Below are 13,520 nucleotides of genomic sequence, written 5' to 3'. Positions count from 1 at the left end.
TGACCCACAAAAACCGCTCCTACGACCGCGCTCAAGAGCGACCTTAAGAGCGGTCTGTCACGTCCCGGGCAAGGCGACGCTCAACGGATGCGTACGGTTAATCAGGTCGCCCAGGAAGATCAATTCGCCTTTGGGTCCACCGCGCGCTGCCTCATCAGCGCGGATCTGCGCGAGCAGACCATCGAGCAGGTCAAGATGGCCATGAATGTCGCCGATGGCATAGAGGCGACGACCATCAGGCGCGCGCGCAGCGGGTCTTGGAGCTTTTACAAAGCGGGAGAAAATTTTCGCAAGCATCGGTGGATGCGGTACCTTGCCGGCCTTGAGCAGTGAAAATGAGAGCGATGGTGAAGCATAGCAGGGTTTCAAGCATAAAACGCTGGAAAAGTAGCATGTTGGGCCTGGCACTGATAGCGGCAGCCCCAGTCCTTATGTTCGGGGTACCGACATTGGCAGATGAGATGCCTGCCTTTGAGGCCATTCGGGCAGTTGATGCGGAGATGGCGAGCATCGGCTACCGCCTCGCCGTCTCCAATGCCAGCCTGTGTGATCGGCAAGAGCCTGGATTGGGGCTGCTGCTTCATACACCCGATCAATATTCGCTTGATGTGCGTGAGGCGGCGATTCGCCACTTTCGCTTCGATGGGCCGTTGGGGGTGGAGGCGGTCATGCCCGGCTCGCCGGCGGCGGCGGCGGGAGTACGTGCTGATGATACATTGTTGGGCGTGGGACAAAGGCGTTTCAGTCCCGTCGATCCTGAAGCCAAGGCGAGCACTGCCGCGCTTATCAATGCGACGCGCCAGATCATGGCGCTCCCCGCAGACCGTCCGCAGGTGCTCCACATGCGTCGTGATGGGGTCGACCAAGAGCGCATCGTCATTCCGGCCCCAGCATGCCGTTCCCGGTTTGAGGTGGTGCTGGGCTCTGATTTTGTCGCTCAGGCAGATGGTGAGATAGTGCAAATAGGCAGTCGCTTCTTTGCGGATTATCCTGAATGGGTCACTGTGCCGATAGCCCATGAACTGGCACATAATATCTTGCGGCACCGCGAGCGGCTCGAGGCAAAAGGCGTAAATTACGGCCTATTGTCAGGTGTCGGCCGCAATGTTCGTTATTTTCGGCAGACTGAAATAGAAGCGGACATTTTGTCTGTGTCACTCCTTGCCAATGCGGGATATGATCCAAAAATCGCCCTGCTTTTCTGGCGCGCGTTCGGCCCTGTGCATGGTGCGGGCATATTGCGCAGCCGCTCGCACCCCGCCTGGAAGGATCGCGTGGCCACTATGGAGCGCGCGATCGCCGAACTGGAACCAGAAAGCCCGCGCCGACCTGCCATCCTAACCGCGCGCAACCGGCCGCTCGACGGAAACTGGCAGGCTCTACTGGAGAAAAGGCGCTGACCGTCACGGCATTGCTCTTCATTCAGCGCGTTGCTGCTCGCTCGTAATGTGAGGTGGTGCGGGAAATTTGGACAGGTTGTTAAGCTAATCCCGACCTGAGGAAGGACGGGAATGAAGACGACGAGAAAGCGCTACAGCGCGGAGTTCAAGGCGGAGGTAGCGCTGGAGGCGATCCGTGGGGATCTGACGCTGGCCGAGCTGGCGGCGAAGCATGGCATTCACCACAGGATGATCGCGTCGTGGCAGCGCCAGGCTGTTGAGGGAATGGCAACGACGTTCTCCGGGGCGGGCGATGCGGCCAGAGCCTCCAGCGAGGGGGAAGTGGAGAAGCTGCACGCCAAGATCGGTCAATTGGTCGTGGAGCGGGATTTTTTAGGCAAAGCCTTCGATCGATGAGCGTGGACCGAAAGCGATCGATGATCGAGCCTTCGCACCACCGCCTATCGATCTGGGCGCAGTGTGGACTACTGTCGATCAGCCGATCATCCTATTACTACACGCCGGTTCCGCAGACCGATGCGACATACCTGGACATGCCTTGGTATGGCAGCCGCCAGATGAGATTCAGGGGTTTCATTGACGCAGCCGGATCGAGACTATGGCGGCTATCGTCTTTCAGTTGCGCTTGAGAGAGGCAGGAACGGCCGGCCAGTGGCGCGATAATATCTATCATTTGTATAGCACATCGCTATCATTATTAAGTCATTACGATATAATAATAGAATGTCTGGCGCGTCCTGCGGGCGCGGCTCTATCCCCGCGTTACCGCTCCGACAAGCCCGCAAGCGGTCTTGCGCGTGATCGCGCCGTTTGGACGCTTCGGCGAAGCGGGATTGAGATTATAGGCGTCAGGCAGTGACGGCCGCCGCACATTCCCAGCGGTCCACCGCCCTATGAAACCCCACCCGCTCCGCATTGCTGATCCGCGGGCGGCTCGCCTTTGCGCCAGAAGGCGCGCATCTTGCCCCGATCGTTCAGAGGGGCGTCGGCGACGATCGCGCGCGCGGCCTGGATGAACTGCCCATGCCGAACACATAGACCAGCGATGCAGGCGGTATGGCGGCGAAGCGCGCCAGCGCTGCGTCGCAGCGCCGGAGCAAGGCGCGGAAACTCTCTGCCCCCTCCCCGTCGCAATAATCAGGATCGGCCGCGCTCCAATAGCGTTCGAGGTGCGGCATCCGTTCGGCGCTGTGCGTGCCGTTCAGCGCGCCGGTTGCAGATAGGTGAACTCCTCTATCGGCCACGTCTTCACCGGCGCGTCGGGAAAGCGGGCGATGGTCGGTGCGGCGGTTTGCCGGGTGCGGGCAGTCGTCCCGTCCAGCACAGACGCAGCGAGGCAGGCCCGCTTTCCCGACGCGCCGGTAATGGTGTGGAGTTTTTGGGTCCGATCATCGCTTAAGCCTCAATTCAGCCGCAAGGCGCGGTCGTGATCCTGGCCGGGGCCGATGATGCGATGCACGAAGACGCGATCGGACTGCACCGAATAGAGGATGCCATAACCGTTGTAGGACCGGCGACGGATGCCATGCCGTTCATAGCGTGGGATCAGCGGAAAGGCATGGGGCATCGTCCCGATCCGGGCCGCCGCATCGCGCAATTCTTCGATGAACGTCACAGCTCGCGCCGGATTGTTGGGCGCGATCCATTCCTTGATTCCTTGCAAATCGCGACGGGCTTGCGTCGATAGCCGCACCTGCATCAGTGCTGCTTGCGATCGGCGGTCGCCTCAATATCGGCAATGATTTCGGCGCAAACGTCATGGAGATCATGACCGCCTCCGGCTTCCATCTCTTTCAGGCTTGCCTCAATGGAGGCGTCGAGGTCTTTCAACCAGCGTTCCTCGTCCACGACAACGCTCTGATCGCGCCGGATCAGATCGCGCACATAGTCGCTGACGCTGGCATATTGGCCGCTGTCGATACGCTGCTGCACGTAATCGCGCAGAGGATCGGGCAGGGATACATTCATGGTCGCCATCGGTGTAACTCCAATGCCATTACGGCAAAATTGTCATAGCGGGCCTGTCAGGCAGGCAGATCGTCCGCATGGAGGTCTGCCATCAGCGCCTCAACGTTGTCGAACCTGACGCCCTTTCCTGCCGCTATTTCCGCCATCGCCTCGCGGGACGCGGCGTTTCGGTGCCTTGGGCAGCTCATTGCCTATTAGTGACATAGGCGCGGGGCAGCTCGTTTGCCGTTCTCCAGCTCTCTAGCCATTTATCGACTTCCTCCATCGTCGCGTGCAGGCCGGTCGCCTGATATTCTTCCCATGCGCGCACGGCATCCCGTTTGAACGCCTCGCGCCTTTCCTGCATGGTCGCCATCGCACTATCTTCAAACCCATATGGCAAATATTGCCAACATGTTCAAGGCGACTCTGATAGCCTCTCCCTTTCCCGTAGATTCAGGGGTTTCATTGACGCAGCCGGATCGAGACTATGGCGGCTATCGTCTTTCAGTTGCGCTTGAGAGAGGCAGGAACGGCCGGCCAGTGGCGCGATAATATCTATCATTTGTATAGCACATCGCTATCATTATTAAGTCATTACGATATAATAATAGAATGTCTGGCGCGTCCTGCGGGCGCGGCTCTATCCCCGCGTTACCGCTCCGACAAGCCCGCAAGCGGTCTTGCGCGTGATCGCGCCGTTTGGACGCTTCGGCGAAGCGGGATTGAGATTATAGGCGTCAGGCAGTGACGGCCGCCGCACATTCCCAGCGGTCCACCGCCCTATGAAACCCCACCCGCTCCGCATTGCTGATCCGCGGGCGGCTCGCCTTTGCGCCAGAAGGCGCGCATCTTGCCCCGATCGTTCAGAGGGGCGTCGGCGACGATCGCGCGCGCGGCCTGGATGAACTGCCCATGCCGAACACATAGACCAGCGATGCAGGCGGTATGGCGGCGAAGCGCGCCAGCGCTGCGTCGCAGCGCCGGAGCAAGGCGCGGAAACTCTCTGCCCCCTCCCCGTCGCAATAATCAGGATCGGCCGCGCTCCAATAGCGTTCGAGGTGCGGCATCCGTTCGGCGCTGTGCGTGCCGTTCAGCGCGCCGGTTGCAGATAGGTGAACTCCTCTATCGGCCACGTCTTCACCGGCGCGTCGGGAAAGCGGGCGATGGTCGGTGCGGCGGTTTGCCGGGTGCGGGTATAGGGCGAGGTGACGATGAGCGCAGGTGCTTCGACCCAGTTCGCCGTGATCGCGCGCGCCTGTTCGTGGTCGCGCTCCGTCAGCGCGATCGTCGCCAAGTCGTGACAGGGAACACCGGCGTTGCCAGTGCTTTCCCCAGGTCGGATGAATATCGCCCTCATGGCTATTTCAGCAGTTGCGCAGCGATTCCCTGCCCGTCCAGCAGTTTGACCGCCGTTTTGTCGAAGGACACGAACGTCTCCCCGCCGAGCCATTGGCCGTCAAAGGCGATCACCCCATCCGCGAAATCGCCGCCGGCATCGAGGACGGCTAGGCCGGCATCGACCGCAGGGCGATTGACGACGACGTTCTCCGCTTCGATCACGCCCCGAATCGCGGTGGCAATTTCGGACCGAGCTTTCTTGTAGAGTCGTTCCAAAACCCAAGCGAGTTCGCACAGCGAATGCACGCTGATGGCAACAAGGCTTGCGTTTTCCATCGCTTCGACGGCGGCGAGGCCCTGTGCTTCGTCATCCGCCAGAACTAGGCGCAGCAAGACGTTCGTGTCGGCCGTGATCTTCATTTATCGTCCAGACCGGCCATACCGGCAGCAGCGCCCGCGTCTGCGATAGCGTCGTTGATTTCCTCGATCGTGAACCGGGGGCCGTTGCCCTTTCCTTTGAGCATTCCGTGCAGCTCCCGCCACGACCCTTTGGGCCGATCCGCTTTCAATTCCGCCCGCCCATCGGGCAGTAGGTCGAGCCTGATCTTGCCTCCGGGCTGGATGCCGAGATGCTTCAAAATTTCCTTCCGGAAAGTCACCTGGCCCCGCGCCGTTATGCTTAATGTCGTCATGGCTATTACCTCCGTATCGAATAGAGGTAATGCAGAATCGCCTTATTTTCAAGGCCGCAATCCTGATAGCCAAAAAGTCTAAGTGACTAAGCTCGACTTTGTACGTTTTTCGTCAGGTCCAGATCCAGAAGATGCTGTTGCTGGCGATGTAGTCGAGGGCCTGATCGAGGGGCAAGATGCATCCCCCCATTTCGTCGTTATCTTCCCATTTTCGGCGGTGTGACCAGTATAGGCCCAGTCGGCCCCAAGCTGCGATTTTGGCCAAGTCGGAGAACGTTTTGGGAACGTGGCATTCGGTATTGACGATGGAAATCATAGAAGAGGACAGTTCGCTCCATCATAGGGAGTGGGTTGATGGATCGGAGTATTCCGGGCGGGGATTTGATCGGACGATGGAGCCTGAGCTTTGCCGATATTGATTTTGTAAATTCGAAGCCGGCCCTGACGCGCCTTGGCCTCGCCGCGCAGCTGAAATTCTTCGCTTCCCTGGGGTTTTTCGCGATCGATCCCGGCTCAATCCCTACCGATGGCCTCTCGTACCTGGCCGAGCAACTCGGTGTCGAGGCTGGCGAGATAGCCGGTTATGTGAACACCCGCATGCTTCAGACCGTACTGGTTGAGCCGAAGTGGGCGGGGCGGATGACGCCGGAAGATTATCGTGGTCTCACGCCGTTGATCTACAGTCATGTGAACCCTTATGGCCGCTTCGACCTCGACCTGAACGACCGGATTGATTTTGGACGGCTTGCAGCGTGAGGCGGCTGATCGGCCTATAACATTTGGGTGCACCCGAACGTGACGATCGGAAGTGACATATACGACATGTCACAAAAGGGTGGTTCCGTCACCAATGTTACTGTACGAGGGCAAAGCCACCCTAATGTGACGGATTTGCCCATGACCCGCGTCGGCTACGCCCGCGTCAGCACCATCGACCAGGATCTCGACATCCAGGTTGCCCGGTTGAAGGCAGCGGGCTGTGAAATCCTCCGCTCCGAAACAGGCTCGGGCGCATCGCGCACTGGACGCACGGAGCTTGAGACGATCATGCAGTTCCTGCGCGCCGATGACGAACTCGTCGTCCTGCGTCTCGATCGGCTCGGTCGCTCCACACGCGATGTTCTCAATCTGGTTCATGAACTCGACCAGAAGGGAGCCTCATTGCGGGTGCTTGAGCCGGAGGTGACGACGGCCGGAAGCATGGGGCGGATGGTGATCACCATTCTGGGCATGGTCGCGGACATGGAACTGACGTTCATCAAGGACCGGCAGCGCGCCGGGATCGAGGCGGCGCGCGCCGAAGGCGTCTACAAAGGCCGGAAGAAAAACATCGATGACGATGAAATCCGACGCCGGATCACCGCCGGCGCGAGCAAGGCCAGCGTCGCGCGCGACCTCAAGATCTCAAGAATGACCGTCTATCGGGCGCTTGACGTCATTCCTTCAAGGATCGGGCTGCCGGAAAAGCCGCCTTCTGTCACCATCGCCCTGCATCTGACCATCGAGAACTTCAACAAGCATGGTCGTGGCAGAAAGCCCGCTCGCGAGCGCATTGAGGCGATGCTGGAGCGGGATTACCAGATGCAAAAGACCGGGAACTGCGATTACACGCTGACCGTCGCCTATGATCAGGGTGCCGATGGCGTCAGCCTCGATGATGAGATCGCATCTCTCCAGACAGAGATGTTCAACATCGCAGAGAGCTACAGGTGCTCGATCGAGACCGATGTTTACGAGATTGGAGGACAAGAGCGAGCCTGGTAGATCGCCATGTTCAATCTTTGTTCTTCAACATGGCCAAAATCGCAGCTTCGGGCCGACTGGGCCAGGTAGCGGCGCGCCACTATGCTGATCTGCCGTCGCTCCGGCCCCTGCACGAGACGGCCGTCGCCGACGCCTTCCGCGCAGCGGTCGCCGCCGCGATGCCGACCGTGCTTCCGCCCACCGCCGAGCAGGCGTTGCGCAAAGCGCCCGATCAGGCCGAGCCGCTGATGCCGCTGGCTACCGTGGGTCCGTTGCTCGACGGCGAACAGGATGTCTGGCTCGCCGCCTGCGCGGGCTTCCATAACAGTCCCTTCGCCGAGGCCGGTTCGCCCTGTGCGCAGCCCTTCTGGGGCTGCCTTGATTGCCCTAACGCCGTCATCACCGCGCGCAAGCTCCCCGCGATCCTGGCTTTCCTCGTCTTCGTCGAAGAGCAGCGGCTGAGCCTGCCCGCGACCGACTGGGCGGCCAAGTTCGGCCGCGTCCATGCCCGCATCACCGCCCAGGTCGTGCCGGCCTTCTCCGATGCCGTCATCGCCGATGCGCGCCGGCAGATGGAGAGCGAGCGGCTTTATCTGCCGCCGGAGGCACGCGCATGACCATACCCGCCCATGCCCAAGAGCCTGCCTTCGACGATCGCCCCGTGCTGGCGAGCGCGCCGCTCAAGGAGGGCCACGCCCGCGAGGAGCTGTCTCGCGTCGGCGACCCGAGCTGGGATCTCGGTCTCGCCGTATTCCGCGAGAACGCCCGGCGCTGCCACGTCACCGTGCATTTCGACGTGCTCGAACATGCCGATGTGCAGGCGGCGATGCGCGCCTATCTCTATGCCCGTCTCAACGTCGATCTTCCCGGCTACCGCCCGAAGCTGCCGCCGGCGAGCATTCGCCAGGCATTCAACCGTGCCCGCCGGTTCTTCGCTTTCGCCCGTGAGCGGCTCGGACGGCTCGACGTTTCCCGTATCGATCAGGCATTGGTCGATGCCTATGCCCGGCACCTTCGTGCCGATCCGGCCCGGCGACCCGTCATCGTCGGCCACCTCCTCGAAGTGGTCCCCGATCTCTATCACTATCGTGACCACCTCGCTGGTGGAGGTCTTGCATTCGAGCCTTGGGCCGGACAGGCGCCCGCCCGTGTCGCGGGCTACCGGCATGTCCGGGAGAACCGCACGCCGCGGTTCCCGGAAGAGGTCATCGCCGCGCTGCTCGCATGGTCGTTGCGCTACGTCACCGTCTTCGCTGACGACATTCTCGCAGCCCGTCGCGAGCTTGATCGGCTCGAAGCGCGCCGGGATCGTCTCGTCGCCGCCGACTCCGGCCTCCCGGACGCTGATCGCCGGCAACGTCGCCGCACCCGCCTGAAGGCCTATTTCGGTCGCCGACGCCGCGAGGGGCGCGGCGCACCGATCTGGGGCACCGCTCATAACGGCAAGCTGCGCGTCGACCCCAACACCGGCGCCGTGACCCCACCGATCAACGCCCATCTCCTGCATCTCCATGCCGGGATCGACGTGCAGGCCGAGCCAGGCGCGCATCTCCTGCTGACCGGCGGTGAAGCGAGGTTGATCGACGCAGTGGCGGCCGAGCTGGGGGTAGAGGTCGGCGGCATGGACACGCCGATCTCGATCGATCCCGAGAGCGGTCGGCCATGGCGCGAGCGCTTCGACGCGAAGACTCTCGCACACGAGGAACGGATGCTCCAGGCCGCCGCCTATATCGTGTGCGCCTACCTGACCGGCATGCGCGACTGCGAGGTGCAGGCGATGCGGCGCGGGTGTCTCTCTATCGCGCGCAGTGAGGACGGCCTGATCGAGCGGCATCGCATCCGATCGACCATCTACAAGCGCCGGGCGGCCGTGGGTGAGGCGGCGAGCTGGGTGACGATCGAGCCGGTCGCCGATGCGATCACGGTGCTCGAACGCCTGTCGGCAGGACCGGCGCGCGCCAGCGGTAGCGATACGCTCTGGCCGGTGCTGCGCGCGAGCGCCGTCTCCAAGACGCATCTGTCGAGCGAGGTGGTCCGTCAGCTCAACACCTTCCGCGATCACCTCAACACCGCCTTCGGCAGCCCCGATATGCCGGTCATCCCGCCCGGTCCCGATGGCAAGCCGTGGCGCATCACGACGCGGCAGTTCCGGCGCACGATCGCGTGGCACATCGCCAACCGTCCGTTCGGCACCATCGCCGGCATGATCCAGTACAAGCACGCCTCGGTCGCCGCGTTCGAAGGCTATGCCGGGACCAGCGCATCGGGGTTTCGCGCCGAGGTCGAGGCGCAGCGCCGGCTCGGTCAGACTGATGACCTGCTGGACTATTTCGACCGGCGTCAGGGCGGCGCATCGCTTGGCGGGCCGGCGGGACCGCGTATCGGGCGGACGCTCGACGATGCCGCCGTTCAGCTCGGGCCATTGCCCGCCATGATCGCCGATCGCGCCCGCCTGCGCGTCATGCTCGCCAGCGTCGCGCGCACCTTCCATGTCGGCCCGCTCGCGGATTGCTTCTTCGATCCCGCGACCGCGCTCTGCCTCAAGCGCGTGACGACCCCCGATCCCGCGCAGCCACTCACCGCCCTGTGCGAGCCGACCCGCTGTCCCAACGCCTGCATCACCGCCCGCCACAGGCCGGCCTGGGAACGCGCGGCGGCCGATGCCAGGGCGCATCTACGCGAACGGCGCATCTCCGATCTCCAGCGTCAAGCTCTCCAGCGCGAGCTCGATCGCCTGACCGCGGTGATTGCCGGGATCGATCCTCTCGCGTCGTAGACCACCCCGGCTGTTGGCGGAGTCCTGCGCCGATCGGCGCGCCCGCGCAACGGCTTCGCCGTCCTTCGCTTCGCTGCGGCCCTGACGGGTGCGCGAGCCCCCCTGTGCCCGGCGCGAACGGGCCTCCGCCGCCGGGGATGGTCCCCGGCGCGAGAACGGAGAACAGATCATGTCAGCCTCACCACGCTCAGACGTCTACGCTCGCGTCACGCAAGCGATCGTCGACGCCATCGAAGCCGGCACCGGCACCTGGCGCATGCCGTGGCATCATTCCGGCGCCGACGTCACCCGCCCGACCAACGTCGCCAGCGGCAAGCCCTATCGCGGCATAAATACGGTCTCGCTCTGGGCGGCCGCCTATGGCAGCGGCTATGCGAGCGGGGTCTGGGGCACTTATCGCCAGTGGCAGGCGCTCGGCGCGCAGGTCCGCAAGGGCGAGCACGCCAGCCTCGGCGTCCTCTGGAAGGAGTTTCGCGCGAAGGGCGACGAAGCCAGCGACGATGATGGCGACCACCGACGGCTTTTCGCCAAGGCGTTCAGCCTGTTCAACGCCGATCAGATCGATGGCTATGCGCCCGAACCGGGGCCGGTCCTGCCCGAGAGCGAACGCCTCGCCGCCGCCGAAGCCTTCATCGCCGCGCTCGGCATCGATACCGTCTACGGCTCGGCCAGCGCCTATTATCACATCGCCGAAGACCGCATCCACATGCCGGATTTCAGCGCCTTCCACGACGCCCACGGCTTCTACGCCACCCATATTCACGAGGCAGCTCATGCCAGTGGCGCAGCCCATCGGCTCGACCGGGATTTCAGCACCAAGTGGACCAAGCACGCGCTCGCCATGGAGGAAGCGACCGCCGAGCTGACCGCATCGTTCCTGCTCGCCGATCTCGGGATCGCGCACGAACCGCGACCCGATCACGCGGCCTACATCGCCTCCTGGCTGCAACTGCTCAAGGACGAGCCCCGGGCGATCTTCACCGCGGCGAGCAAGGCGCAGGCGGCGGCCGACTGGATGCACACCCGGCAGCCATGATCCAGCAGCAACCAACGCTGAGCGGCCGATCCCTCGCGGGCTCGGCCGCTTCGTCGCGCATGGCGATGCGCGGGCTTCGCCCGCTCACCAGCGGACGCCGCTGGCGCGGCGGCGCTGATTTTTCGGGCCTCCCTCGATGCGGGTCTGGTCGGCGCTCCCTGCTAGGCCCGCCACGGCGCGCCGCAAGCCCGGCTTCGCCGAGCTGCTCCATTTCATTTCGCCCCTCCGGGTGCGGCCCGCCGCTTGCGCGGGCCTCTCCGGTCGTTCTCGCCGCCCACCCCCGCCTCGGGGGAGCCATGGGGTTTTTGGGCAGTGCTGGAGGAACCGATGGTTTTTACCTTCCAACCACCGTTTTTGGCTGGACTGTCAGGATATTGCGCCGAGCTGGGCGCATCCTTCATCGGCGCGATTGTCGGTTTCAAGGTCGAGGAACGCGAAGACCATGCCGCGTATATCGAGCACTGGTTGACCGCGCTCCGCAACGACAAGCGCGCCATTTTTGAGGCAGCCCGCGAGGCGCAGAACGCCGCCGACTACCTGTTGGCGATGATGACCGACCAAGCGGATTGAATGCCCCGCCCCGCAAAATGCACGAGACGCCGCGCTTGCGCGGCGTCTCATTTCAGGAAAGTGAAATATGGGGGGCTACTCAATGTGGTTTATATACAAATCCCGACATGTTAACTATGGGCGGGAGCAGGTCGTTTTTAGGTGCAAAATGGAAAATATCATCGACACCTACAGGAATCGCATCAAGGCGATGGGGTATGAGCCGCGTCGGCAGGAAGACATTCCTGACGTGATGGCAGCTTATTGCGAAGCAATCGCAAATTGCAAGATTGAAGGACTTGAATTGGTTTCGGATGACCACTCTTTTTGTTTGCTGTTGGTCGAAACCCAAATTCCCGTCGATGTGGCGATTGGTCTGGCGCAGGACTACAACCGTGATGTTCTGTCCCGCCAGAAACTTGCTGCATGATTGGTGAGCGACCCTTACACCTGGCGTAACAGCGACGTTCTTCGGAACAAGCTGGGAATCCGCGACGATAATATTCTCAAGGAGCGAGAAGCTTTCTTCTCGGTTGTCCGGCATGGCGAGCTGATTGTGCAGCGCGCCATGCCGGCGACGAATGCGCGCGAGTATCGCGAACTGCACAATCATCTGTTTCAGGATGTATATGATTGGGCGGGGCGCTTTCGGACTGTGGACATAAGCAAACCCGGCAGCACTTTTGCGCGAGCGCACTTCATTGCCCGCAGCATGGAGCACGAATTTAAGCAGCTGCCCGACCTCCAAACCCTCAAGTCGATGGATCGTGATCGCTTTGCCGATACCATGGGACGGCATATCTCCGAATTAAATGCCGTTCATCCGTTCCGTGAGGGCAATGGTCGTACCATGCGGCTGCACTTGCAGCTACATTCCCTTGCGGCCGAAAAATTCGTCTCGATCCAGGCAATGGGGCCGAAGGACTGGATGGAGGCGAGCCGCGATAGCTTCCATACCGGAAATCACGCCTCCCTCGCCAAAGTTATCCGTGATGCCATGCCCCTCGAACAGAGCCGCGTCGAGCCAGCGCGCGGGCCAGCGGGCATCGCGTTTCCGCCCTCGATGGAATCTCTCATGCCAGCTGGCGAACGGCGCGCTATGAGCATCGAGCAAGCCAAGGATCAGATCAGCCGTTACTTACCTACTGCGCAAACCGTTGCGTCGCGGCAGTATGAGCAGCTTAACCGGATCGCGGAAACGTCCGCTGACATGCGCCAGCTAGCCGCCCGTTCTGCGCAGGAACTCGCCTTTTTCCGTGATCCCAAAGGGCCGATGCACCACCTTCAACTGATCGAACAGCGCCGCTATCATCAAATCGAAGTCAGTTGGTCCGAGGGCATGGACCCGCTGCAACGAGTCCGCGCCATCAGCGCGGGCACTGCTGATTTCCTTTCGAAAATGACCGACCGCGACATTCAGGCCGCCGATCGCGTGCTACGTCTGCAAGTCATGCCTCCCGGCGTCAGTCAGGTTGATCTACGCCTTGCCGCGCAATTCGAGAAAAACTCGCCTGAGCAGAACCGGGCCGATGCCAGGTTCGCGCAATTCCAGCTGGCCATTGATAAGCGCGTCGCCACAGCTACCGAGCGCGGCGCATCGAAGGAACAGCTGGCGCAGATCGTCGAAAGCGCAAAGGTGCATGTCGCCGCAACATTGCGCGAAGGCAAATCACCGACACAGGCGGCCGAGAAATCAAAGGACCGCGAGCGCTGAAAATGAGCGGCCAGGGCCGCGCGCCTAGTAGTCTGTCAGCTGCCACATAGGATCGAGCGGCCCAGGGCCGCGCCCCGTCAGTGGTGGCAGTTGCCACCGGGGGGAACACCAAGGGCACCCGCCCTTTCGTTCCCGAAGCATAATCGACAGGACCGGGTTGCTCGACAAGTTCGGCCAGTTCCGGCGCGCTCGCGCGCGCCGGGGCCTCCCTAGACGCGCCGCCCGCACCACTCCCATCGATTTTGCTTCCCCCTCCCCATCCCGCGCTTCGCCAGCGGGTCAGAGCCGCAGGCCGCAGGCAGCGGCTTCGCCTAAAGGAGTG

16 protein-coding genes and 3 pseudogenes are annotated in these 13,520 nt (G+C 62.3%); 11 read left to right on the top strand and 8 right to left on the bottom strand.

The genetic code is table 11. The features are described 5' to 3' along the window. Positions 1–57: 57 nt before the first annotated feature. Positions 58–369, bottom strand: a complete 312-nt coding sequence (locus GGQ90_RS29150; RefSeq protein ID WP_223178467.1) for a hypothetical protein — start codon at positions 367–369, stop codon at positions 58–60. A gap of 62 nt (positions 370–431) precedes the next feature. Here GGQ90_RS29150 and GGQ90_RS26325 point away from each other — a divergent pair, with 62 nt between their 5' ends. Then, positions 432–1,400: a M48 family metallopeptidase gene (locus tag GGQ90_RS26325; RefSeq protein WP_223178466.1), complete on the top strand. Its 969-nt coding sequence runs from the start codon at positions 432–434 to the stop codon at positions 1,398–1,400. Positions 1,401–1,511: 111 nt separating this feature from the next. Next, positions 1,512–1,960: pseudogene (locus GGQ90_RS26320) on the top strand (transposase); the annotation flags it as partial. Between the two features lie 288 nt (positions 1,961–2,248). On the opposite strand, the pseudogene GGQ90_RS26315 reads toward GGQ90_RS26320, so the two are convergent. The 7 genes and pseudogenes from GGQ90_RS26315 to GGQ90_RS26285 all read right to left on the bottom strand — a co-directional run. Beyond that, positions 2,249–2,706, bottom strand: a pseudogene (locus tag GGQ90_RS26315) (histidine phosphatase family protein); the annotation flags it as partial. A 96-nt stretch (positions 2,707–2,802) separates the two neighbouring features. Next, entirely contained in the window at positions 2,803–3,099 is a 297-nt protein-coding gene (locus GGQ90_RS26310) for a type II toxin-antitoxin system RelE/ParE family toxin (RefSeq protein ID WP_066564857.1), read from the bottom strand. Then, positions 3,099–3,377, bottom strand: coding sequence for a type II toxin-antitoxin system ParD family antitoxin (locus tag GGQ90_RS26305; protein ID WP_082749270.1), 279 nt, complete (start codon positions 3,375–3,377; stop codon positions 3,099–3,101). The genes GGQ90_RS26310 and GGQ90_RS26305 overlap by 1 nt, the downstream gene beginning before the upstream one ends. A gap of 175 nt (positions 3,378–3,552) precedes the next feature. Then, the gene (locus GGQ90_RS26300) at positions 3,553–3,723 is read right to left on the bottom strand and encodes a transcriptional regulator (RefSeq protein WP_082749269.1); all 171 of its coding nucleotides are present in this window, start codon (positions 3,721–3,723) and stop codon (positions 3,553–3,555) included. 364 nt (positions 3,724–4,087) lie between these two features. Beyond that, a pseudogene (locus GGQ90_RS26295) lies at positions 4,088–4,707 on the bottom strand (histidine phosphatase family protein). A 2-nt stretch (positions 4,708–4,709) separates the two neighbouring features. Further along, on the bottom strand, positions 4,710–5,108 hold the full coding sequence (locus GGQ90_RS26290) for a type II toxin-antitoxin system VapC family toxin (protein ID WP_059153591.1): 399 nt from the start codon (positions 5,106–5,108) through the stop codon (positions 4,710–4,712). Beyond that, positions 5,105–5,380, bottom strand: a complete 276-nt coding sequence (locus GGQ90_RS26285) for an AbrB/MazE/SpoVT family DNA-binding domain-containing protein (protein WP_059153592.1) — start codon at positions 5,378–5,380, stop codon at positions 5,105–5,107. Before GGQ90_RS26285 ends, GGQ90_RS26290 begins: the two co-directional genes overlap by 4 nt. Before the next feature lie 82 nt (positions 5,381–5,462). Here GGQ90_RS26285 and GGQ90_RS29145 point away from each other — a divergent pair, with 82 nt between their 5' ends. The 9 genes from GGQ90_RS29145 (at position 5,463) to GGQ90_RS26245 (ending at position 13,198) form a co-directional block, all read left to right on the top strand. Further along, positions 5,463–5,603, top strand: coding sequence for a hypothetical protein (locus GGQ90_RS29145; RefSeq protein WP_223178464.1), 141 nt, complete (start codon positions 5,463–5,465; stop codon positions 5,601–5,603). Positions 5,604–5,734: 131 nt separating this feature from the next. Then, positions 5,735–6,136, top strand: a complete 402-nt coding sequence (locus GGQ90_RS29760) for a DUF4158 domain-containing protein (protein ID WP_066564853.1) — start codon at positions 5,735–5,737, stop codon at positions 6,134–6,136. A 141-nt stretch (positions 6,137–6,277) separates the two neighbouring features. After that, entirely contained in the window at positions 6,278–7,144 is an 867-nt protein-coding gene (locus tag GGQ90_RS26275; RefSeq protein ID WP_006961816.1) for a recombinase family protein, read from the top strand. A gap of 29 nt (positions 7,145–7,173) precedes the next feature. Further along, the gene (locus tag GGQ90_RS26270) at positions 7,174–7,740 is read left to right on the top strand and encodes a hypothetical protein (RefSeq protein WP_246428454.1); all 567 of its coding nucleotides are present in this window, start codon (positions 7,174–7,176) and stop codon (positions 7,738–7,740) included. Then, positions 7,737–9,899: an integrase gene (locus GGQ90_RS26265; protein ID WP_188084367.1), complete on the top strand. Its 2,163-nt coding sequence runs from the start codon at positions 7,737–7,739 to the stop codon at positions 9,897–9,899. Before GGQ90_RS26270 ends, GGQ90_RS26265 begins: the two co-directional genes overlap by 4 nt. 169 nt (positions 9,900–10,068) lie before the next feature. After that, entirely contained in the window at positions 10,069–10,935 is an 867-nt protein-coding gene (locus GGQ90_RS26260) for an ArdC family protein (RefSeq protein WP_066553259.1), read from the top strand. A 327-nt stretch (positions 10,936–11,262) separates the two neighbouring features. Beyond that, positions 11,263–11,505 carry a zincin-like metallopeptidase domain-containing protein gene (locus GGQ90_RS26255; RefSeq protein ID WP_188084366.1) on the top strand — a complete coding sequence of 81 codons (243 nt, stop codon included), beginning with the start codon at positions 11,263–11,265 and terminating at the stop codon, positions 11,503–11,505. 148 nt (positions 11,506–11,653) lie between these two features. Beyond that, the gene (locus tag GGQ90_RS26250; protein WP_022684640.1) at positions 11,654–11,914 is read left to right on the top strand and encodes a hypothetical protein; all 261 of its coding nucleotides are present in this window, start codon (positions 11,654–11,656) and stop codon (positions 11,912–11,914) included. A gap of 3 nt (positions 11,915–11,917) precedes the next feature. After that, a complete protein-coding gene (locus GGQ90_RS26245) occupies positions 11,918–13,198 on the top strand; it encodes a Fic/DOC family protein (protein ID WP_188084365.1) in 1,281 nt (426 codons plus the stop codon). Positions 13,199–13,520 lie beyond the last annotated feature (322 nt).

It is taken from the genome of Sphingobium scionense, from assembly GCF_014197035.1.
In the GTDB taxonomy this organism is placed as follows: Bacteria; Pseudomonadota; Alphaproteobacteria; order Sphingomonadales; family Sphingomonadaceae; genus Sphingobium; species Sphingobium scionense.
This window is presented reverse-complemented; position numbering and strand designations above follow the sequence as displayed.